The sequence below is a fragment of the Candidatus Amarolinea dominans genome, from assembly GCF_016704685.1.
In the GTDB taxonomy this organism is placed as follows: Bacteria; Chloroflexota; Anaerolineae; order SSC4; family Amarolineaceae; genus Amarolinea; species Amarolinea dominans.
The window spans coordinates 208,634-229,514 of record NZ_JADIZS010000001.1 but is presented as its reverse complement, the minus strand read 5'-3'; the positions used below and the strand labels follow the sequence as shown (position 1 = coordinate 229,514).

General features: G+C 61.7%; 26 protein-coding genes. 15 read left to right on the top strand and 11 right to left on the bottom strand.

Annotated features, from left to right (window positions below; genetic code table 11):
- Nucleotides 1–56: 56 nt before the first annotated feature.
- Together mgtE and IPF85_RS00940 are read right to left on the bottom strand one after the other, a co-directional pair.
- Complete coding sequence (gene mgtE, locus IPF85_RS00945; RefSeq protein WP_343406185.1) at nt 57–1,415, bottom strand: magnesium transporter; 1,359 nt, start codon at nt 1,413–1,415, stop codon at nt 57–59.
- A gap of 117 nt (nt 1,416–1,532) precedes the next feature.
- On the bottom strand, nt 1,533–1,712 hold the full coding sequence (locus IPF85_RS00940) for a hypothetical protein (RefSeq protein ID WP_343406184.1): 180 nt from the start codon (nt 1,710–1,712) through the stop codon (nt 1,533–1,535).
- A gap of 300 nt (nt 1,713–2,012) precedes the next feature.
- Between IPF85_RS00940 and IPF85_RS00935 the strand changes: the two genes are divergently transcribed.
- From IPF85_RS00935 to hflX, 11 genes are all read left to right on the top strand, one after another.
- Nucleotides 2,013–2,912, top strand: a complete 900-nt coding sequence (locus tag IPF85_RS00935; protein WP_343406183.1) for a diacylglycerol kinase family protein — start codon at nt 2,013–2,015, stop codon at nt 2,910–2,912.
- Between the two features lie 39 nt (nt 2,913–2,951).
- The gene (locus IPF85_RS00930; protein ID WP_343406182.1) at nt 2,952–3,869 is read left to right on the top strand and encodes a hypothetical protein; all 918 of its coding nucleotides are present in this window, start codon (nt 2,952–2,954) and stop codon (nt 3,867–3,869) included.
- Nucleotides 3,870–4,050: 181 nt separating this feature from the next.
- Nucleotides 4,051–4,866, top strand: coding sequence for a fumarylacetoacetate hydrolase family protein (locus IPF85_RS00925; RefSeq protein WP_343406181.1), 816 nt, complete (start codon nt 4,051–4,053; stop codon nt 4,864–4,866).
- Nucleotides 4,867–4,889: 23 nt separating this feature from the next.
- On the top strand, nt 4,890–5,810 hold the full coding sequence (gene argF, locus IPF85_RS00920; protein WP_343406180.1) for an ornithine carbamoyltransferase: 921 nt from the start codon (nt 4,890–4,892) through the stop codon (nt 5,808–5,810).
- A 23-nt stretch (nt 5,811–5,833) separates the two neighbouring features.
- Nucleotides 5,834–6,628: a diadenylate cyclase CdaA gene (gene cdaA / locus IPF85_RS00915; RefSeq protein WP_343406179.1), complete on the top strand. Its 795-nt coding sequence runs from the start codon at nt 5,834–5,836 to the stop codon at nt 6,626–6,628.
- A complete protein-coding gene (locus IPF85_RS00910; RefSeq protein WP_343406178.1) occupies nt 6,618–7,013 on the top strand; it encodes a hypothetical protein in 396 nt (131 codons plus the stop codon). Before cdaA ends, IPF85_RS00910 begins: the two co-directional genes overlap by 11 nt.
- Nucleotides 7,010–7,993 carry a CdaR family protein gene (locus IPF85_RS00905; protein WP_343406177.1) on the top strand — a complete coding sequence of 328 codons (984 nt, stop codon included), beginning with the start codon at nt 7,010–7,012 and terminating at the stop codon, nt 7,991–7,993. Before IPF85_RS00910 ends, IPF85_RS00905 begins: the two co-directional genes overlap by 4 nt.
- Before the next feature lie 20 nt (nt 7,994–8,013).
- Complete coding sequence (gene der / locus IPF85_RS00900) at nt 8,014–9,393, top strand: ribosome biogenesis GTPase Der (protein WP_343406176.1); 1,380 nt, start codon at nt 8,014–8,016, stop codon at nt 9,391–9,393.
- An 81-nt stretch (nt 9,394–9,474) separates the two neighbouring features.
- Complete coding sequence (locus IPF85_RS00895) at nt 9,475–10,443, top strand: M28 family peptidase (RefSeq protein WP_343406175.1); 969 nt, start codon at nt 9,475–9,477, stop codon at nt 10,441–10,443.
- A gap of 3 nt (nt 10,444–10,446) precedes the next feature.
- Nucleotides 10,447–11,613: an LL-diaminopimelate aminotransferase gene (locus IPF85_RS00890; protein WP_343406174.1), complete on the top strand. Its 1,167-nt coding sequence runs from the start codon at nt 10,447–10,449 to the stop codon at nt 11,611–11,613.
- A gap of 11 nt (nt 11,614–11,624) precedes the next feature.
- Entirely contained in the window at nt 11,625–12,947 is a 1,323-nt protein-coding gene (gene hflX, locus IPF85_RS00885) for a GTPase HflX (protein ID WP_343406173.1), read from the top strand.
- Between the two features lie 262 nt (nt 12,948–13,209).
- Here the strand turns inward: hflX and IPF85_RS00880 are convergent, their stop codons facing one another.
- Together IPF85_RS00880 and IPF85_RS00875 are read right to left on the bottom strand one after the other, a co-directional pair.
- On the bottom strand, nt 13,210–14,238 hold the full coding sequence (locus IPF85_RS00880; protein WP_343406172.1) for a tyrosine-type recombinase/integrase: 1,029 nt from the start codon (nt 14,236–14,238) through the stop codon (nt 13,210–13,212).
- A 275-nt stretch (nt 14,239–14,513) separates the two neighbouring features.
- Nucleotides 14,514–14,639: a hypothetical protein gene (locus tag IPF85_RS00875; protein ID WP_343406171.1), complete on the bottom strand. Its 126-nt coding sequence runs from the start codon at nt 14,637–14,639 to the stop codon at nt 14,514–14,516.
- Between the two features lie 446 nt (nt 14,640–15,085).
- On the opposite strand from IPF85_RS00875, the gene IPF85_RS00870 reads away from it, so the two are divergent.
- The 4 genes from IPF85_RS00870 (at nt 15,086) to IPF85_RS00855 (ending at nt 15,979) form a co-directional block, all read left to right on the top strand.
- Nucleotides 15,086–15,304, top strand: a complete 219-nt coding sequence (locus IPF85_RS00870) for a hypothetical protein (protein ID WP_343406170.1) — start codon at nt 15,086–15,088, stop codon at nt 15,302–15,304.
- Nucleotides 15,301–15,444, top strand: a complete 144-nt coding sequence (locus IPF85_RS00865; protein WP_343406169.1) for a hypothetical protein — start codon at nt 15,301–15,303, stop codon at nt 15,442–15,444. Before IPF85_RS00870 ends, IPF85_RS00865 begins: the two co-directional genes overlap by 4 nt.
- Nucleotides 15,445–15,632: 188 nt before the next feature.
- Nucleotides 15,633–15,803: a hypothetical protein gene (locus tag IPF85_RS00860; protein ID WP_343406168.1), complete on the top strand. Its 171-nt coding sequence runs from the start codon at nt 15,633–15,635 to the stop codon at nt 15,801–15,803.
- Nucleotides 15,752–15,979, top strand: a complete 228-nt coding sequence (locus IPF85_RS00855) for a hypothetical protein (protein ID WP_343406167.1) — start codon at nt 15,752–15,754, stop codon at nt 15,977–15,979. The genes IPF85_RS00860 and IPF85_RS00855 overlap by 52 nt, the downstream gene beginning before the upstream one ends.
- A 104-nt stretch (nt 15,980–16,083) precedes the next feature.
- Here IPF85_RS00855 and IPF85_RS00850 read toward each other — a convergent pair whose 3' ends face one another.
- The 7 genes from IPF85_RS00850 to sdhC form a co-directional block, all read right to left on the bottom strand.
- Nucleotides 16,084–16,506 carry a type II toxin-antitoxin system VapC family toxin gene (locus IPF85_RS00850; RefSeq protein WP_343406166.1) on the bottom strand — a complete coding sequence of 141 codons (423 nt, stop codon included), beginning with the start codon at nt 16,504–16,506 and terminating at the stop codon, nt 16,084–16,086.
- Complete coding sequence (locus IPF85_RS00845; protein WP_343406165.1) at nt 16,503–16,757, bottom strand: type II toxin-antitoxin system Phd/YefM family antitoxin; 255 nt, start codon at nt 16,755–16,757, stop codon at nt 16,503–16,505. The genes IPF85_RS00850 and IPF85_RS00845 overlap by 4 nt, the downstream gene beginning before the upstream one ends.
- A 51-nt stretch (nt 16,758–16,808) precedes the next feature.
- Nucleotides 16,809–17,327, bottom strand: a complete 519-nt coding sequence (locus tag IPF85_RS00840) for a hypothetical protein (protein ID WP_343406164.1) — start codon at nt 17,325–17,327, stop codon at nt 16,809–16,811.
- Nucleotides 17,328–17,461: 134 nt separating this feature from the next.
- A complete protein-coding gene (locus IPF85_RS00835; protein WP_343406310.1) occupies nt 17,462–18,160 on the bottom strand; it encodes a succinate dehydrogenase iron-sulfur subunit in 699 nt (232 codons plus the stop codon).
- Between the two features lie 44 nt (nt 18,161–18,204).
- On the bottom strand, nt 18,205–20,016 hold the full coding sequence (locus tag IPF85_RS00830; protein WP_343406163.1) for an FAD-dependent oxidoreductase: 1,812 nt from the start codon (nt 20,014–20,016) through the stop codon (nt 18,205–18,207).
- Between the two features lie 14 nt (nt 20,017–20,030).
- Nucleotides 20,031–20,417, bottom strand: a complete 387-nt coding sequence (locus tag IPF85_RS00825) for a succinate dehydrogenase (RefSeq protein WP_343406162.1) — start codon at nt 20,415–20,417, stop codon at nt 20,031–20,033.
- An 11-nt stretch (nt 20,418–20,428) separates the two neighbouring features.
- Nucleotides 20,429–20,821: a succinate dehydrogenase, cytochrome b556 subunit gene (gene sdhC / locus IPF85_RS00820; protein ID WP_343406161.1), complete on the bottom strand. Its 393-nt coding sequence runs from the start codon at nt 20,819–20,821 to the stop codon at nt 20,429–20,431.
- Between the last annotated feature and the right edge of the window lie 60 nt (nt 20,822–20,881).

Below are 20,881 nucleotides of genomic sequence, written 5' to 3'. Positions count from 1 at the left end.
ATGGGGTTTCGCTCTATCCTGTCAATCCTGTCAATCCTGTCCGAACGACTTACCGGTCAAAGACCCAGGATCAGCTTGGCCACACTGAGGTAGATGAAGAGGCCGGTTGCATCCACAAGGGTGCTCATGAACGGACCGGAAACGATGGCCGGGTCCACCTTCAGGCGCGTGGCGAGCAGTGGCAGCAGCGAGCCGACGATGTTGGCCCAGATGACGATGAGCAGCAGTCCGACGCCCACGGCCAGCGCGACACCGGGATTGGTGTGCCAAAGTAAGGCGCGAACGACGCCCACCGCCGACATGACGACGCCGAGCACAATACCGGTGCGCAGCTCATGCCACAGGGTGTGGAAGGCGTCGCGCAGCGCGATTTCGCCGATGGCCAGGGCGCGAATGATCGTACTGGTGGATTGTGACCCGGCATTACCGCCGGTGCCGATGAGCAGCGGCACGAAGAAAGCCAATGCCACTTCGGCCTTTAGTTCGCCCTCGAACACGCGCAGCACGGTTCCGGTCAGGGTTTCGGTCAGGAACAGCAGCAGCAGCCAGCCCACGCGGCTGCGCGCCACCTGCATGACCGACGTTGATAAATACGCGCGGGTCAGCGGTTGTGCACCGCCCAGGCGCTGGATGTCTTCGGTGGCTTCCGCCTCGATCACCTCGACCACGTCACTGTGGGTGATGATGCCGAGCAAGCGCCCGTCGGCGTTGACCACCGGCAAGGACAGGAGTTCATAGCGGGTCATCCGCCGTGCGGCCTCTTCCTGGTCGGCGCTGGCTTCGATGGCAATCACGTCTGAGCGCATGATGTCGCGCACGAGCGCGTCGGGCGGGGCGCTGAGCAGTTCGTATAGCGTTACCACGCCACACAACAGGCCCTGGGCATCAGCCACGTACAAGGTGTAGACTGTTTCCGCACGCGGATCGGGCGCCCACAGGCGCACAGCGGTGAGTGCGTCGCTGATGGTCATGCGGCGACGCAGCGCCATGAATTCACTGGTCATGATGCCGCCAGCTGTGTCTTCCGGATGTACCAGGAGCGGCCTGATTTCATCGGGATCTTCGAGGGCGGCCAGAATGGCAGAAGTGCGCTCGGGCGGCAAATCGCCCAGTAGGTCGGCCGCCTCGTCAGGCTCCATTTCATCAATGATGCGCACAAGGTCCTGATCGCTCAACGACTCGGCCAGGTCAGCCGCTTCCTGGTCGTCCAGCCATTCAAGGATATCGGCTGAATCCTCTTCGTCCATCTGGGGTAGGAGTTCTTCTTGATCCTGTTCGTCCAACTCAGAGAAGACTTCCGCCTGGTCGGCCGGCCGTAGCTGCTCCAGGACGCCTACCGCGGCCTGGAAATTTCCGACTTCGAGTGCCGCTCGCACCGAAGCCAGGGTCTCATCTAAATCAAAAACCCGCTCCATGTTGCCTCCTTCTTGCTTGGTTTAACTATGCGCCGGAGCGCAAGGCTGCTTCCACAGGTCAAGCGACGAAGTCAGACAACAGGAGCGGGTTGCAACACAGCGTGCCGCCCGCAAAATTCAAGGCATGGCGCGGTCAGTCAGGGTGACGTTGCATACCTCCTGGTTGCTGGCTTCTCTTGGTGCAACGATTGGGGTTTGCGCAAAGGGCATCGTCAAGATGAGCAAACCAACAACGTTGCCGCCATCGAACTGCCTATTATCAGACTGGCTACGCGAGGGCAAATTATCGTCTTGCATACATGTTGCCTCCCCAGTAACCCGCGCAAGGGATAACGGTTCGTCGTCGGCATAACGACATACCAGGGCAGGTAGCGTTCCTCTCGTTCGTGCGTTCAAAATGACGCGCCGTGGGCGCATCCGGGGCTCTGATTGTTATTGTACGCCCGTAATTGCCGATTTGTCAAACGTAGCTTTTGTGCCGACTACGGGTTTCATTCGTTGCGCAGCCATCCTGTTGGGGCTGGCAGGCAAGATGAGTAGTGACTGAGAAGAAGTGAGAAGTAAGAAGTGAGAAGTAAGAAGTGAGAAGGAGGAGCGATGGATAAGATCAAGGTGATTCTCAACCCCTATGCAGGCCGTTGGCTGGCCTCACGTTTGCGCCCAGTCATCGAGGAAACGCTGACGGCCCTGGATGTTCCGTTCGAGCTGGAGCTCACAACCAAGCCGGGGACAGGCATTGAGATGGCGCGCCAGGCCAGCCTGGATGGTTTTCCGGTGGTGGTGGCTGCCGGCGGCGACGGCACGGTCAATGAAGTGGTCAACGGCCTGGCCCTGGCGGCTGATGCCCTGGGCAAGCCCACGGCTGGCATCCTGGGCGTGCTGCCGATTGGCTCGGCCAACGACATGGCCGAGATTGCCGGCGTTCCCATCCAGCTGCGGGCGGCCTGTGAGGCGATCAAGCGCGGGCGCACGCGCCGCATTGACCTGGGCGTGGTCAATGGCCGCTATTTTGACAACAACGTGGGCGCCGGCTTCGAGGCGCAGGTCACCATCGAAAGCCGCAAGATCAAGCTCCTGCGTGGCACCCTGCTCTATCTGATCGCCGTGTTTCGGGCACTGTCACACTACCCATCACCCACCATGCGCATCACCTGGGACGACGGCGAACTGCAGCGCTCTCTGCTCATGGTCTCCATCGGCAATGGCCGACGCACCGGCGGCGGCTTCTTTGTGACACCGGACGCCGTTCAGGACGATGGCCTGCTCGATCTGGGCGTGGCCAATGCCCTGCCGCGCCTGCAAATTTTGCAACTGCTGCCCAAGGTGATGCGCGGCACGCACAAGAATGACCCCGCCATCTTTTTAACCCGCTCGACTCACATCACGGTGGAGTCAGACTACCCCCTGCCGGTGCATGCCGACGGCGAGATAATCTACACCGACGCCAAACGCCTGGACATTTCCATTCAACCTGCCCGCCTGGAGATGATTGTCTGATACGGGCATCCGGCATACGCTGTGGTATAATCTTCCCCAATGGAATTCTCAACGACGACTCAGCTCAATCGTGACACGCCAGCCTCCCCCCCTCCTGCTTCCTGGTCACCTGTCGGGGATCGCGTGCGTCTGTCCCCGCTCGCTGTGCCGTTGATCTCCGTACGGGGCGGGATTAGCTCCAGTCTCTGGCGCATCGGGCCGGCTTGGGTAGTCGCGGCGGCCGCGTGGCATGCGCGGCCGGCCGCCTGGAACGCGGCCTTTCTGCTGCAACTGCTCAGCGCAGTCGTGCTGGCCGATGCGATCTGGGGCATCTTCTGGCAGGTGTTGCGCTATGACCCGGCCGCAGTCAGTATCGCGCCGGCCGCGCGCAAGCGACCTGCCCGCTTGCCGTACGCGCTGACGGACGCGCCGGCCGCGCGCTTGTGGCGTTGGCTGGCAGACGAAGCGCAACCAGGCTATGCCCTGCAGGGCTGGCCCCTGGCGTTACTCTTGTCGGTTCTCGTGGCCTTCCCCCTCGGTCGCACCGCCGTCGGCCTGACCCTGGCTGTCATCCTGGTGAGCCTGCTGGGCCTGGTTTGGATTCGCCGCACGCGCCGGGCGCCGGCCAGCCTGCTGGCCTTGCTCAGCGTGACGCTGCCCTGGCTGCTGGGGCAGGCGCTGGTGGGTCCGGCGACGGTCACGACGCTGGGTTTGATCGCGGGATTCACGCTGTTGGTGTGGGGCCTGCTGCGCTGTCAACAACAAGCGCCCCTGGTGTGGCTGACGCCGCTCGGGACGATAGTGGTGGTCGTTACGCTCATCCTGCAACCGGCGCCGGTTGCGGCCGGCCTGACCGGTTTCTTGGGCCTGATTCCGTACTGGTACGGATTGGGGCAACCGGCCACCATCTCGGCCGCACACTGGGCGCAGGTGTACCCGTGGCTGCTCGCTACCCTGCTGGTGGCAGCTGGCGCGTAGAAAAATGTTGAATGAACGTAACTGCTCAGGCGGCCCCCCTGCCCTCCAATTTGGGGGGGAAAGCATTCGGCTCCCCCAGGATTGGGGGGCAGGGGGGCACTCCGGGCGCTACCGAGACCATTCTCACTGCCTGGCTGAGCAGTTACGAATGGACTGCGCCATAATGGCGCAAGGATAACCCATGCGAATTGTACGCTATGCATATCAGGCGCCATTGCGTGGCGCAGTGCGCCATTATGGCGCAGAGGATGTCATCGGCTCTGCGCCATGTGTGGCGCATGGTGTGCTGCAACAGGACGAGCACATTCTGAGGCTGGCTTCGTCTCCGTTTCATGGCGCGTGGGAAACAATGGGCGCGCCTGTGCCATTGGCCCAGGTGCAGCTGTTGGCGCCCTGCGAACCCAGCAAGATCGTGTGCATTGGCCGCAACTACGCCGCCCACGCGGCCGAGCATCAAGCGCCGGTGCCCTCCCAGCCGCTCATCTTCCTCAAGCCGCCCAGCGCACTGCTCGCGCCCGGCGCCGCCATCGAGCTGACGCCGCTATCCGCGCAGGTCGAGCATGAGGCCGAGCTGGTGGTGGTCATTGGCCGTCGTTGCCGCCATGTGCCCGCCGCGCAGGCGCTGGCGATGGTCCTGGGCTACACCTGCGGCAACGACGTGACCGCGCGCGATTTGCAGCGCCAGGACGGCCAGTGGGCGCGCGCCAAAGGCTTCGACACCTTCTGCCCGCTTGGCCCGTGGATCGAAACCGACCTCGATCCAACCCAGGTCGAAGTCACCTGCCTGGTCAACGGCGCCGAACGCCAGCGCGGCTCCACCGCAGACCTCATCTTCCCGGTCGCACAGTTGATCGCTTACGTCACCCAGGCCATGACCCTGGAGCCGGGCGATGTCATCATGACAGGTACACCGGCCGGGGTAGGCCCGCTGCACGCCGGCGATGAGGTCGTCGTACGCATCAGCGGCATCGGCGAGCTGCGCAATGCGGTCATCTAGGATTTTCGAGGAGAGTTTTTCACATGCGTCACCTATTGGATATCAGCGACCTGTCACCCGCCGAGGTATGGCAGATTCTGCACACAGCCGCAGCCCTGAAAGCAGAGTGGCGTCAGGCCGGTAATGCCCCCATCCTGGCCGGCAAGGCATTGGGCATGATCTTTCAGAAGCCTTCGCTGCGCACGCGTGTTTCATTCGAAATGGCCATGCAGCACCTGGGCGGTCACGCCATTTACCTCGCGCCCAACGAGATCTCCCTGGGCGCGCGTGAGAGTGTGCCGGACGTCGCGCGGGTGCTGGCCCGCTATGTGGATGCCATCATGGCCCGTGTCTTCGATCATCAGCACATCCTGCAGTTGGCTCAAGTCGCCGGCGTGCCCGTCATCAACGGCCTGTCTGATTTCAGTCATCCGTGCCAGGCCCTCAGCGACCTGTTCACCATCTATGAGAAGCACGGGCGCCTGGCCGGGCTGAAGCTGGCGTACGTCGGTGACGGCAACAACGTGGCTGTCTCACTGGCGCAGGCCGGCGCGCGCACAGGCATGCACATCACGATTGCCGCGCCGCCCGGCTTTCAGATTGCCGCCGCCGTGGGGCAGGCCGCCGCGGCCGAGGCGCTCCGGCAGGGGGGCAGCCTCACCCTGACCGCTGACCCGTTCGCGGCCGTGGCCGGCGCCGACATCATCTACACCGATACCTGGGCCAGCATGGGCCAGGAGGCTGAGGCCGGCCAGCGGCGCCTGGTCTTCCCCCCCTACCAGGTCAATGACGCGCTCCTCAAGGCCAGCGGCAACGCCGACGTGCTCGTGATGCACTGTCTCCCCGCGCATCGCGGCGAGGAAATCACCGATGACGTCGCGGATGGCCCACACTCGCTGTTATGGGACCAGGCCGGGAATCGGATGCACTGCCAGAAAGCCATCCTGGCCCTCTTATTGGCCTGACTCATCCAGGGAGTTCGTTCGTCTTGAGCGCGATCACCGGAATTCTAAGTCGCTTCACGTTCCAGAGCGCCGTCGACATACTACTCGTGGCGGCGGTCTTCTACGCGTTACTGCGCCTGTTCCGGGGCACCGCCGCCGTGCAACTGTTGCGCGGCATCCTGGTCTTGACTTTCGGAGTAGTGCTTGTCACCAACATGGTGGAACTGACCGCCTTTCGCTGGCTGGTCAGCAATTCGCTGAATGTCGTGTTAGTGGCGATCCCGGTCATCTTTCAGCCAGAGCTGCGCCGCGCGCTGGAAAAGCTAGGCCGCACAACGCCGCTCTTCGGCCGGCGCGCATCGCAGGCCGCGACCGAATTCCTGGTCAGTGAGTTGATTCGCACCGTGGACACGCTCTCCCAGCGGAAGCATGGCGCGATCATCATCCTGGAAGGCACGACCGGCCTGGAGGAGTACATCGAAACCGGCACGCGGCTCGATTCAGCCGTTTCGCATGAGTTGTTACTGACGATCTTTTTTCCTAACACGGCCCTCCACGATGGCGCCGTCATCGTGCGCAGCGACCGTATCCTGGCTGCTGGCTGCGTCTTGCCGCTGACACAGCGGCAGTTTGCAGACACGCAGATGGGAACACGGCACCGGGCCGCGGTCGGCATCACCGAGCAAAACGATGCCCTCTCCATCGTCGTTTCGGAAGAAACAGGCATCATCTCGGTCTCGCGCCATGGCCGCATCGTGCGCCGGCTGGACGAAAAACGGCTGCGGAAGATCCTGCAGGGTTTCTACGAACCGCGGCTGCAGCCGCAAAATGAGCGCTGAGAACGACGAGAGCGACGAGAACGACGAGAGCGCTGAGAACGCGATAAAAACGATGAACAGAGTCTCCGGGTTCTTCAACAACATAGGCTCCATCCTGCTGGCGCTCATCCTGGCCCTGATCGTATGGGTCGTCGCGGTGCAGCAGCAGGACCCCCTGGTAGAGAATGTCTATGACCGCACGATTCCCATCACCCGCATTGGCCCGGACCAGGGCGTCGTGCCGTTTGGCGGCCTGTTGGAGCGTGTGCAGATTCGTATCCGTGCGCCGCAGTCGAGTTGGACCACCCTGGCGGCCTCTAATTTCGCCGCGCAGCTGGACCTGCGCGGCCTCGCGGCCGGCTCATACAACATCCCCTGCTGGTTACGAGCAGTGACCCGCGCGTGACGATTGTCAGCCGCCAGCCCGAAGATGTATCGGTGGTGCTGGAGCCTTTCATCGAACTCGAGATGCAGGTGCTGGTCAATATCACCGCGCAGCCGTCGTTCAGTTACCACATGCCCTCGCCGCTGGTGATAACGCCGATGACAGTGACGGTGGGCGGCGCGCAGCAATTGGTAGAGCAGGTGGCCTCGGCCGTCGCGCAGGTTTCCCTCGCCAACGTCACCGCGCCGGTGGCCGTGCGTCGCCCGGTCATTCTGCTGGATCTACAAGGCGGGGAGATCAGCAACGGTCTGACGGTGGAGCCGCCGACGGTGGTCGTTTCGGCGACCGTCGAACAGCGCCCTGGCTATCGCGTATTACCCGTCGTGCCCAAGCGCACCGGTCAGCCGGCGCCCGGTTATCGCTATACGAGCATTGATGTGGAACCGTCAGAGGTAGTCGTCTATGGCAGCCCCGCGACCATTGATACCCTGCCTGGCTATGTGGGAACGGCCGAGGTGCCCATCGAGGGCGCAGTGGGTGATGTGAGCGAGCGCGTGGCCCTGGAATTGCCTGAAAATGTCTCGGTCGTCGGCGACACGCAGAGCGTCCTGGTGCGCATTCACATCACCCCGCTGGAGGACAGCATCACGGTCAGTCGCTCGCCGGTCTTCCTGGGATTGGGCGAGGGCCTGACCGCGACGACCAATCTGAAAATTGTAGAGATCGTGCTGGCCGGCCCGGTGCCGCGCCTCAACGCGTTGACGCCGGGGGATGTGCGGGTCGTGCTCAACCTGGTCGGTCTGGAGCCGGGACTGCACAGTCTGGAACCAGAAGTCATTGTGCCGGAGGGGCTGCGCGCGGAGAGCGTCGTGCCGCGCACGGTGCCGGTGGAAGTGCGACTCATACCATCGCCCACGGTGACGGTCACAGTCACAGTGACAGTCACCATCACGGTCACGCCCAGGCCGCTATCCACCCCGGTGGTGCCGCCGAGGCGCTGAGAGAATAATAGAGAGAAGCTATGACAAAACCAATTGTCGCCTTAGTCGGGCGACCTAATGTAGGCAAATCTACCCTGTTCAACCGCCTGGTGGGGCAACGCCTGGCGATCGTCGAGGATTTGCCGGGCACCACGCGCGACCGCATCTATGCCGAAGCGCAATGGACCAGCGTTCCCTTTACGTTGGTGGACACCGGCGGCCTGGAAGCACTAACCCAGCCCGCGCGCCCGTCACCGGAACAGCCGGCTGCCCTCGCGACGGCTTCGTCAGGCTATGTGCGCGAGATTCGTGAGCAGGCTCTCATCGCCATCCAGGAGGCCAACGTGGTCGTCTTCGTGGTGGACAGCGAAGAAGGCATCACCGCCGGCGATCGTGACGTAGCCGAGATCCTGCGCCGCGTGGCCGACAAGGTGGTGCTGTGCGCCAACAAGGCCGACAACGCAGAGCGGCGCCAGGCCGCGGTAGAGTTCTGGGAACTGGGGCTGGGCGAACCGCTGGCAGTGTCCGCCATCCACGGCACCGGCACCGGCGACTTGCTCGATGCCATTGTCGAGCTTCTGCCGCCCGCGGTCGAAGAAGTGACCGACGATTCGATCCGGATCGGCATCGTGGGCCGTCCCAACGTCGGCAAGTCCTCGCTCCTCAATGCGCTGTTAGGCCATGATCGTGCCATCGTCAGCGAGCTGCCCGGCAGCACGCGCGATGCCATTGACACCGCGCTGACCTATGAAGGGCAGACCATCACCCTGATTGACACCGCCGGCATCCGCCGCCGCGGCAAGGTCGAGGTGGGCATCGAAAAGTACAGCGTCCTGCGCGCGCTCAAGGCCATCGAACGGGCCGATGTGGTGCTGCTGTTGGTGGATGCCGTGGAGAAGGTCACGGCCCAGGACACCCACGTCGCCGGTTTCATCCTGGAGGAGCACAAGAGCGCGGTCGTCATCGTCAACAAATGGGATGCCATCGAGAAAGATGAGCATACCATGAACGAGTACCGCGACCAGATGCGCGGCGAGTTGCGTTTCATGGACTATGTCCCGGTGATCTTCATCAGCGCCAAGACGCACCAGCGCGTCAACACGGTTCTGCCCACCGCACTGCGCGTGGTGCAAGCGCGGCGGCTGCGCATCACCACCGGTGAGTTGAACCGTCTGCTGCGCAGCGCGGTGGACGCAAACCAGCCGCGTTTCAAGGGCGGGCGGCGTTTGCGTTTCTACTTTGCCACCCAGGCCAGTATCAACCCCCCCACCTTTGTGATCTTCGTCAACGACCCGGAGCTGTTGCACTTTTCGTATGAACGCTACCTGGAGAACCAGATTCGCGCGCAATACCCCTTCGAGGGCACGCCCATCAAGCTGGTGTTCCGCGGCAAAGTCGGCGCCGACGATGCAGAGGTGTGATGATTTTCGGATTTCGGATTTTCATCCCCCTTCCCCCTTCAGTAAGGGGGAAGGGGGAAGGGGGATGGGGGATGAGGATTCATGTCGCGTATTCGCTTTATTGAAATAACCCTGCTCGTCGCGTTGGTGGCCGCGTTGACCTTCTTTGGCTACATTGGTTATGAGGCCATTCCCAAACCGACGCCGACGCCGATTCCCCGCCTGACCTTCGACGGCGCGCTGGCGCTGGAGCAGGTTGAGGCCCAAATGGCTTTCGGCCCGCGCCCCACCGGCAGCGAGGCCAACCTGCGCCTGGGCGACGCCATCACCCAGACCTTGCAAGCGCTCGGCTGGCAGACGACCATTCAGGACTTCACTTATCGCGACACCCCGGCGCGCAATATCCTGGCCCACCGTGCCGCTGTATCAGCGGCCGGGCCGACGCCAGGGCCAACGCGGAGCAGCGCCAGGCGTCCGGTCGTGCTGCTGGGCGCGCACTATGACACACGCTTGTACGCGGACAACGACCCGGATGTCAGCCGGCGTGATGAACCGGTGCCGGGCGCCAACGACGGCGCCAGCGGCGTGGCGGTTCTCCTGGAGCTGGCGCGCAGCCTGGACGCGGCGGCCATCGGGGATGACATCTGGCTGGCCTTCTTCGACGCAGAGGACAACGGCCGCATCAACGGCTGGGAGTTCATCGCCGGCTCGCGCTTCATGGCGCAGAATCTGCCGATGCCGACGAAGCCCGAGGTGGTGATTGTTGTGGACATGATTGGCGACGCCGATCAGCAGATCTACCTGGAGCGCAACTCAGACGAGAAGTACCAGCAGCAGCTCTGGCAAATCGCGGCCAGGCTCGGTTTCGAGACGGTATTCATCCCCCAGCCCAAGTGGACCATGGTGGATGACCATATCCCCTTCAAGGAAGCGGGAATTCCGGCCGTGGACATCATTGATTTCGATTACCCCTACTGGCACACGACCCAGGATACGACCGACAAACTCAGCGGGGACAGCCTGGAACGAGTGGGGCGCGTGCTGGAGGTTTGGCTCGAAGAGACGAGGTAACGCATGACTCTGCGCCCCGCACATCGCCTTGATCGCATTCCCCCCTATGTCTTTGCCGCCCTGGCCGCGCGCGTCCGTGCCCTGGAAGCCCAGGGCCTGGACATCATTCGCCTGGACATCGGCAGCCCGGATTTGCCGCCGGCCGATTTCATCATCGAGGCGCTGGCCGCGGCCAGCCGCCGGCCCGATCTGCACGGCTATCCCAGCTACACCGGCACGCCCGCGCTGCGCCGCGCCATCGCCGCCTATTACGAACGGCGTTACGGCGTCAGTCTGCACCCTGACCAGGAAGTGCTGCCGCTGATTGGCTCCAAAGAGGGTATCGTCAACCTGACCGTCGCCTGGCTCGATCCGGGCGACCTGGCGCTCGTGCCGGACCCCGCCTACCCGGTCTACCAGATGGCCGCGTTCATCGCGGGCGGAGAGGTCTATACCCTGCCATTGGCCGCGGAAAACGGCTACCTGCCTGACCTGGACGCCATCCCGGCCGCGGTGGCGCAGCGCGCGCGGCTGCTGTGGCTGAACTACCCGAACAATCCGACCGGCGCCACGGCCGACCTGGCCTTCTTCGAGCGGGCGGTGCATTTTGCCCGGCGCCATGAGATTCTGCTCTGCCATGATGCCCCATACTGTGACGTGACCTTCGACGGCTATCGGGCGCCCAGCCTGCTGTCCGTGCCGGGCGCCAGGGAGGTGGCGGTGGAGTTCAACTCCTTGAGCAAGTCGCATAACATGGCCGGTTGGCGCGTGGGCATGGCGCTGGGCAACCCGACGGCCATCAAGGCGCTGACCCTGGTCAAAAGCAATGCTGATTCGGGCATCTTCACCGCCATTCAGGAAGCAGCTATCACGGCGCTGACGGGCGATCAGTCCTGGCTGCAGGCGCGCAACGCCATCTACCAAGCGCGGCGCGACCTGGTGCTGGCAGGACTGGCCGCGGCCGGGATTCAGGCGGAAGCGCCCCAAGCCGGCCTTTACGTCTGGGCAGCCGTGCCGCCCGGCTTCAGCGCGGCCGCCTTTGCCACCCTGCTGTTGGAGGGAACGGGCGTCAGTCTGACGCCTGGCTCGGCCTTCGGCGCGCACGGCGAGGGCTTTGTGCGTGCTTCCCTGGGACTCGATACCGAACGCATTCAGGAAGCGATGCGCCGCGTGGGCGCATTTCGCTGGTAACGAAGAGGAGAATGACTATTTCTACGCATTTGATTGAAACCGATAAACCCCGTGATGTGGCGTTGCTGGTTGGCGTCGAACTACCGAATCAGGACACGCCCTGGACGCTTGAGGACTCGATGGCCGAGTTGGCGCAGTTGGCGCGCACCGTGGATGTGGAGGTGGTCGCGACGTTGACCCAAACGCTGCATGAGATCAACCCGGCCACGCTCATCGGCAAAGGCAAGGTGGAGGAGTTGATCGCCCTGTGTACAGCCAGCGGGGCCAACATCGTGATCTTCGACGAAGAGCTGTCGCCGCGCCAGCAGCGTGTGCTTGAAAAACTGCTCGGCCTGGAGATCAAACTGCTCGACCGCACCGCGCTGATTCTGGACATCTTTGCCCAGCACGCCAGCACGCGCGAGGGCGCGCTGCAAGTGGAGCTGGCGCAGTACGAATATCGCAGGCCGCGCCTGACCCGACAGTGGACGCACCTGGCGCGACAGGCGGGTGGGGGCGGCGGCCGCGGGGGCAACGCCGGCGTCGGTCTGCGCGGCCCGGGCGAAACCCAGTTGGAGGTGGATAAGCGCGAGATTGTCCGGCGCATCACGCACCTGAAGCACGAACTGGAAGAGGTGCGCAAACACCGCCAGCAGTATCGCCAGCGCCGACGTCAGGCCGCGATTCCGGTGGTGTCCCTGGTTGGCTATACGAATGCCGGCAAATCCACGCTGCTCAACGCGCTGACCGGCGCGGCGGTCTACGCGGCCGACCAACTGTTTGCCACGCTCGACCCCACCACGCGACGGCTGGTGCTGCCGGGCGGTCGCGAGGTCTTGCTGACCGACACGGTCGGTTTCATCCAGAAGCTGCCGACCGACCTGGTGGCTGCTTTTCGGGCGACGCTGGAAGAGGTCAGCGAAGCCGACCTCTTGCTACACGTAGTAGACATAACTCATCAGAATGCGTTGGAGCAGGCCGAGACAGTGGGGGAAGTGCTGGCAGAGATCGGCGCGACCGACAAGCCGATTGTCACCGCGCTGAACAAGATAGACCGCCTGCTGCCAGACGAATCGGAGCGCACGCATGAGTTGCGCGCGCGCTTTCCAGACGGCATTCCGGTGTCGGCGCTGACGGGGGAGGGGCTTGAGAAGCTGATCGTGGTCATCGAAGAACTCCTGACCGAGTCGTTCACCGCGATCAAGGTTCACATCCCGTACCGCGAGGGAGAGCTGGTCGCGCTGTTTCACCAACGCGGGCTGATCGAAGAGGAAAAGCACGACGCCACCGGCACGACGCTGGTGGGGCGGCTGCCGGAGCGGGTCGCGCCGCTGTTTGCGCGCTATCGGCGCTAGGTGGCAAGGCTGAATGCTGAATGCTGAATGAGGAAGGCTGAATGCTGAATGAGGAAGAGAGCAGAGTGCGCTGCATATTCCGTTTCTGACGGTCTCAGATCTCTGGTCTCCATTCAACGCTCCTCATTCAGCGGCCCTCATTCAGCGGCCCTGGTGTACAGACTACCTGGCCCAGGGATGGTGCAATGAAGTGCTTGTTGAATTTGTTCCAACTGATGAGTTGCTGCGTATCCTGAGATTGGAGCCAGTTGACGTATTCTGACTATTCCTGCGATTCGATGCGAATGCTTCGCCCAAACGCAGCCTCGTGCGCAGCGCGTAAAGCCCCATCTTCCAACTTGGCATAGATTCGAGTGGTGACGGGTGAGCTATGGCCCAAGATGGTTTGTGTCACACCCAGATCGTGCGTGGCCTGATAGACCTTGGTGGCAAAATAGTGGCGTAGAGAGTGTGGCGTAATCCCAGCGTCGCTCAGGCCTGCAGCGGCCATGATCTCAACGAACAACCGCTCGACCGACGTGGTTGTGATCTTCAATACTTTGTTGCTGGCACGCTTATCGTGACGAGCGAACACCGGCAATTCGCCCTGAGGGCGACCGCTGGCGCCGTCCAACATGCGCCGAGCTTCGACATAAGTCTGGATCGCGCGCCATGCCGTGTTGTCAAAAAATACCTCTCGTTCCTTGCCGCCTTTACCGATGACCCAGGCAGATTTGTCTTGACGTAACTGCTTGCGACGCAAATTGCACAGTTCTGCGACGCGTAAGCCGGTTGAACGCAGTGTTTCCACGATGGCGATGTTGCGCAGGCGTGCCAGTTCCAGGCGCTCGTTGCCGGGTTCGATGACGCGCTCACGAACAGCTTTGAGGATTTTTTCGATTTGCTCCGCGGTGGGGGGGTGGGGTACGCTTTGTGGCGGCCGCTGGGCCCGGCGTATTTGGCGCTGTCCCTCCGTGAGGCGAACAGCCTGGTTGCTTGGCAAGTCAATCAGATTGTTGACATGCAGAAACTTGACGTAAGAAGTGAGCGCGGCGAGATAGGTTTGCATTGTGCGCCGCTGGAGGGCGCGTCTGTCAATAAGCCACGTTGCCCACGCAAGGAGTCGTTCAACGGTCAGGTCAGTTACCAGGGCTTGTGCAGGATCAAGTTCATGTTTGTCCTGCACGTACTCCATGAGGGCGTTGAGCGCCGTGCGATACGTCTTACGCGTGCCGCGCGTACTTACCATCGCATCATTCAGAAAGCGCTCAATGGTTGTAGCAATGGTTGCGCCGCTGGCCGTGTCTGCCATTATTGTCACCTCATTTTCCCTTCTTCACTCCGGCTATACTATACGTTGTAAAACGTACATTTTACAACGTATAGTATAGCCGGGATGAATCGAGATGTCAAGCGCTTTCGTCACCTACAGACCAGTCCATTGCTGGCCAACGTGTCTGGTTCTCCCGATACAAGATCGTCAAATAGCGACTGCCATACGGCCAACGGGCCACACCTCGGGCATACAGTAGGTGCTGCACGATCGTTGTCATGGAGACAAATCCAACAATGTCCACATACCAGGCCTCAGAAGCCGCCGCTTCGCAGAGCTGCCAGGTAACGATAATATGTCGGCGCTTCATCTGGATTCGCGGCGAGAATGTCATCAACCAGGCGGTTCAATCGTCCGTGATAGCCATGCATGTTACTCATTGAGTCAGGCTCCAAATCAATGACTGCCGAAGCATCATCTGTGATGACATCTATTATGAAACAAAACAAATGTTCTGTCAAAACAAACAATCATACTGAGATATGGCGCAATATCTGATTGATTTGACAATCCTTCTCTCTCCCATTACACTGTAAACGATCATCCCCCTCTTATTCATCATTCAGCGTTCATCATTCCGAATTTCTGTCCCATGGAACTCACCCTAACCCGCACGTCTGATTCCCACGTTGCCGTCACCTGCGACGGCGCGCCCTCACACGCGTTCGACCTGCGCACGCTCATGCCGGATGAGATGCTTCCCGGCCGGCCTCCGCAGCCGCTGTTCGATCCAATTACTTATGGTAAGTGTTCTTTGTATTCTCTGCGTTCTCTCTGGTAAATTACCGCGCGGTGGAACGCAGAGACAACCACAGGAGATACTATGATGGATGAAACGACAACGACCCCGGACGCGACCGAAGATCGGTTTGCGTTCAGGTGCTCCAAGGGGCACATCAGTTGGTACAAGCGCCAGGACGCGTGCGCCAAGTATCGCGTCGTCTACCGCGGGGAGAAGGGGCTGAACACCCTGGCCCTGCCCTGCCGCTCGCCCGGCTGCGGGCTGGTGGTCAAGGTGCAGGTCAACTGCGGCGGCGCGACATGAGCGCGGACGGCCCCCTGCTGCCCTCCGAGCCGCTGGACGCGGCCGATGAGCGGCTGCTCGCGATCTTCGACGAGATCGAGAAGCAGCAGCTCGACTTCTTCGGCCTGGGCGCCGTCGCCCTCGCGATCACATCGGCGTGAGGGGCGCCAGGAATTTCGCCACGAATTACACGAATTTTCACGAATTGGTTTCTGTGAATTCGTGAAAATTCGATTCGTGGTAAGACTCTGCCGCCCGCCAGGAATCAGCACCGCGTTCTTGGCAAGCGTATCTTGCGGGGCTACGCTTCACAAAGCTATCTCGGCGAGCGACGTTTGTGGAGGTGGGGATGTTTCTGAACCGCCAGCCTGAACTCTCCTATCTCGATGCCCGCTATGCCCGACCGGGCGCGGAGTTTGCCGTGCTGTACGGCCGGCGCCGCGTGGGCAAATCGAGCCTGATTTACGAATGGTGCGCCGGGTCGTCTTCGGTGAAGCCCGCTGGCGCGCGACGCCGGTGACGACGGCCGATCTCAACGCCTTGATGGAGAAGGGACTTCTCTGGTTGCGCGGCGACACAGCCCGTTGGGATGTTCATTACGCCTTCTTTGCCCGCAACCTGGGTCAGGTGCAAGCCCTCGGCCGGGAAGAGGGCAACATTCACTTCTTCACACCGAGCGATGTGGTAATCGCCTGATAAGGAACATCCTGCCAGGGACGCTGGCAGGATGTGTTTTTCAACTCACGCTTGCCCGCGAGAATCTCCGACACAACCACCTGCGATCCGATCTCTGGCAGCGATCATTGCCAGGGATTGAATACCGAAACGCCCGTGTCTCGAAAATCGGCGTCATTGCGTGTGACCAGGACACACTGATGGTACAGGGCAATGGCTGCGATGAGTGAGTCCATCGCCGGCAGGGGATGCCCGCTCCGCTCCAAACGGCCAACCAATTCTCCCCAGACCAGCATCACGGGAACGTTAAGTTCCAAAATGTGGTTATCGTCGAAGCGGATCAACAGATCCTCGGTCAACCAGCGATGAAGTGCAGTTTTGCGGGCCGACTCGGCGAGTTTCGCGATGCCCTTTGCTAATTCACCGACAGTCACCACACTGAGGTACACACTGGCGGGATCAATTGCATCAATCCAGGCAACAACGCGCTCGTTGGGACGCGCAGCGACAAGCTCCGAGATCACATTGGTATCCAACAGGTTCTTCACAGGACCTCCTCGTTGCGCAACGGACTGGTATCTCGCCTGAGATCGAGATCCACGCCAACCAGCGGCGAAATGCGAAAGAATTCCAATAGTTTTTTCTGGTGCAGTAACAGTCTGCGATAGTCCGCAAAGGACAAGACGATCGCCGTATCCACGCCCCGTTTTGTGATTAGCTGCGGACCATTCTTCACGGCTTCCTCCACCACTTCGCTGAATCTACTCTTTGCTTCCTGCAATTGCCAAACCTGCGTCATGAGTCACCTCCCTTATGCACCTTATGCACACCTGTCTAGTCTGACTAGATTTTACTCTGCATCATCGGAATCGTCAAGAAGAACAGGCACGTGGCGCAGCAAAAAAGGCATGGGCAGGCGTGCGAGCCAGGGCACGGTGGCAAAGCTGAGGCCGAGCAGGGTGTCGGCTTCGATGGTGCGCAGTTCGTCCACCACGTAGGCGAAGGGAAACAGCGAGCCAGGCGCGTAGGTCAACGTGACGCCGGGGCGGCCATCTACGGCCGAGGGCAGCCATTGGGCGCGCATGGGCAGCACGCGCTGCACCACCCCGCGCCGCCGCACCAGGTTGATGCCGTTTCCCTGGCCGTCGAAGGACTTGCCCAACCAGCCGGCCAGCGGGGTGATGGCCAGGCCAGGAGGCGCAAAGCGGCGCAGCCAGGCCGGTCCCACGAACTCCGCCCGGTAGTCGCCGGTCAGGCTGTCAAGGCTGGGCGCGGTCAGCGCGGCGAAGGCGGAGCGGAAAGCGCCCAGTGAAAGGTCATTGATGGGCACCTGACGACCGGCGGTCGGTAGAAAAAGAGAAATCGTCATCGAATCCCCCCACAAAGTAACCATCCTGCCAGGAGGCGCCTGGCAGGATGGTTTTGTCGTCGGGCGACGAGGTCGCTGCAACGATTGCGAAGTCCACCTGCGTGGACTGGAAGCCGCGTTTGGGGGCCTGGGGCTTAGAAGTTGCTGTAGAGGAGCGCCTTCTTGATGTCGCCGATGGCTTTTGTTATGTCAATATCACGCGGGCAGGCTTCGACGCAGTTGAAGACGGTGCGGCAGCGCCAGACGCCGTCGCGCTCGTTGAGCACTTCCAGGCGTTGCATCGTGCCCTGATCGCGGTCGTCGAAGATGAAGCGGTGCGCCTGCACGATGGCCGCGGGGCCGACGTAGTCCTCGTTGGCCCAAAAGCTCGGACAGGCGGTGGTGCAGCACGCGCACAGGATGCACTTGGTGGTGTCATCGAAGCGCGCGCGGGCTTCGATGGTCTGCAGGCGCTCGGTGTCCGGAGGCGCGCTGTCGTTGATCAGGAAAGGCAGGACGGAGCGATACTTGGCGAAGAAGGGCCGCATATCCACCACCAGGTCCTTGACGACCTTCATGCCGCGAATCGGCTCCACGGTGATGTTGGCGCCGACATGCTTGACCAGCGTCTTGCAGGCCAGGCGGTTGCGGCCGTTGATGACCATCGCGTCCGAGCCGCAGATGCCGTGCGCACAGGAGCGGCGCAGCGTCAGGGTGCCGTCCTGATACCATTTGACTTGGTGCAACACGTCAAGGATCTGGTCATTGAGCGCCGCCTCAACCTGATACGTTTTCCAGTAGGGCTTCTTGTCCTGCTCAGGATTGAAGCGTTGAATCTTGATATTGACTTGCATCATCAGCATTCCTTATTCAGCATTCAGCATTCAGCGTTCAGCGCTTAGTAAACTCGCTCCTTCGGCTGGTACTTGATCACCGTCACCGGCTTGTAAGTCAATTCCACGCCGGTCCCCTCCACATCGTCCTTCAGGAGCGCCAGGCTGTGCTTGAGCCAGTTGGCATCGTCACGCTTGGGATGATCGTCCCGCGCATGGCCGCCGCGGCTCTCGGTGCGCGCCAGCGCGGCCGCGGCCGTGACCTGCGCCAGGTCGAGCAGGTTGCCCAATTCGACCGCCTCCAGCAGCTCGGTGTTGTAGCGCTTGCCCTTGTCCATGATGGCGATGTTCTGATAGCGCCGCTTCAGCTCCGCCAGCTTGTCCAACGCCTCCTGGCACAACTGCTCTGTGCGGAAGACGCCCACATTCGCCATCATCAGCAGTTGCATGTCGCGTCGGATGTCGGCCACGTTTTCTTTGCCCGCGGCGCCCGCGGCGTTGCGAATCCCCTCCAGCCGCGCCTTGATCTCAGCCTCCGGGTTGGGCGGCAGCGGCGTAAAGTCAACCTGGTTGGCGTAAGCCGCCATGCGCACGCCGGCCACCTTGCCGAAGACCACGATGTCAACCAGGGAGTTGGTGCCCAGGCGGTTGGCGCCGTGAACCGAGACACACGCGCACTCGCCGGCCGCGTAAAAGCCGGGCAGCACCGTCCCCTTGTCGTCAATCACCACTTCCCCGCCCAGGTTGGTGGGAATGCCGCCCATAGCGTAGTGTGCGGTCGGCTGAATCGGCATCGGCTGCTTCACCGGGTCCACGTCCAGGTAGGTGCGGCAGAAATCGGCAATGTCGGGCAGTTTGCTCTCGATCTGCTCGGCCGTGACCCGGATCGGCTGACCATCCAGCCCCTTGCGACCATCTAACTCAGCGTACTTGTTGATCGTCTCCGGCCGCACGTCGAGATAGACGTAGTCCTTGCCCTCCACCCCGCGGCCCTGCATGATTTCCAGGTAGATGGCGCGTGAGACGACATCGCGTGAGGCCAGGTCTTTGACCGTCGGCGCGTAGCGTTCCATGAAGCGTTCGCCCTTGCCGTTGATCAGCACGCCGCCTTCGCCGCGCACCGCTTCGGTGATCAGGATGCCCATGCGCCAGATGCCGGTGGGATGGAACTGGAAGAATTCCATGTCCTCCTGCGGAATGCCGCGGCGCAGGGCGATGGCGTTGCCGTCGCCGGTCAGCGCGTGCGCGTTGCTGGTGATCTGCCAGACGCGGCCAAAGCCGCCGGTGGCAAAGCAAACCGCCTTGGCCTGAAAGACGTGGTACTCGCCGGTGTCAATTTCCAGCGCCACGATGCCGTTGACCTTGCCGTCAGTGACGAGCAGGTCAATCACGTGGAACTCGTCGAAGAAGGTGACGTTGTTCTTGATGCACTGCTGGTAGAGGGTCTGCAGGATCATGTGGCCGGTGCGATCGGCCGCGTGGCAGGCCCGGCGCACCGGTTTCTTGGTGGTATTGTTGGTGTGGCCGCCGAACGGCCGCTGCGAAATGCGGCCATCGGCCGTGCGGTCGAAGGGCAGGCCCATGTGCTCCAATTCGTAGACCACATTGACGGCCTCCTGGCACATGAAATCAATGGCATCCTGGTCGCCCAGGTAGTCGCTGCCCTTGACGGTGTCGAAGGCGTGCCATTCCCAGTGGTCTTCTTCCAGATTGGCGAGCGCGGCGCCGATGCCGCCCTGCGCCGTGCCGGTGTGGGAACGGGTAGGATAGAGCTTGCTGACCACGCAGGTCTTGGCGCCCTGGGATGCGTAGAGGGCTGCCATCAAACCGGCGCCGCCGGCGCCGACAATGACGACATCAAATTGATGGGTTGGCATAGTTGATCTCCGTCTCAGGCCGCAACCTGGAAGCGAAAAATGGTCATGACGCCCATCAGGATCAGCAGGCCGATCAAGAGGTAAACCACACTCTTGACCACCATGTTCCAGCCAGGGCGGCGCACGTAGTCGTCAATGACCCAGCGCGCGCCGTTGGCGCCGTGGAGCATGGCGAAGAGGAGCAGCGCCAGGTCGTAAAGGCTCCAGAACCAGCCGGAAGGCCCAGTCCAGCGCTGCACGATGACATCGAAAGTGATCTCCTCGACGCGCAGGTACAGATGCATGTAGAGGAGGTGGAACATGGCGAGGAAGAGCAGCACCAGGCCAGAAAAGCGCATGAAAAACCAGGACAGCGCCTCGAAGCGGCGGCCGCGCACACGATATTGCGACAGTGCATTCATGATGGCTCCTCCTAGGCGGGGTTGAAAATGGTGCTCAGGGTGATGATGGCCGTGGGCACGAAGATGAGTAAGACGATAACCAGTGCGATCCGGTACATCAAGCGTTGATACTTCGTGGAGGAGGGCCAGAAGTCAACGATGATGATGCGCAGGCCGTTGATCGCGTGATAGATGACGCCGAAGATCAGGAAGACTTCCATGACCTTGAAGGGGGGGCCGCTGTAGAGGAACAGGAATTTGGAGAAGGTCTCTTCACCCAGGTTCATCAGGTAGATGTCGAATACGTGCAGAACGAGGAAAAGTAAAATACCTAATCCGCCGACGCGATGCATCATCCAGGCCCAGTGACCGTCACTGCCCCGGTAGGTGATGCCCCGCCAAAACGACTTAATGAGCGCCGCCATAACGAGTTAGCCTCCTAGTGTGGTTGAACTGCATCGCAGCTTCAACAACGAAGCTGCGAG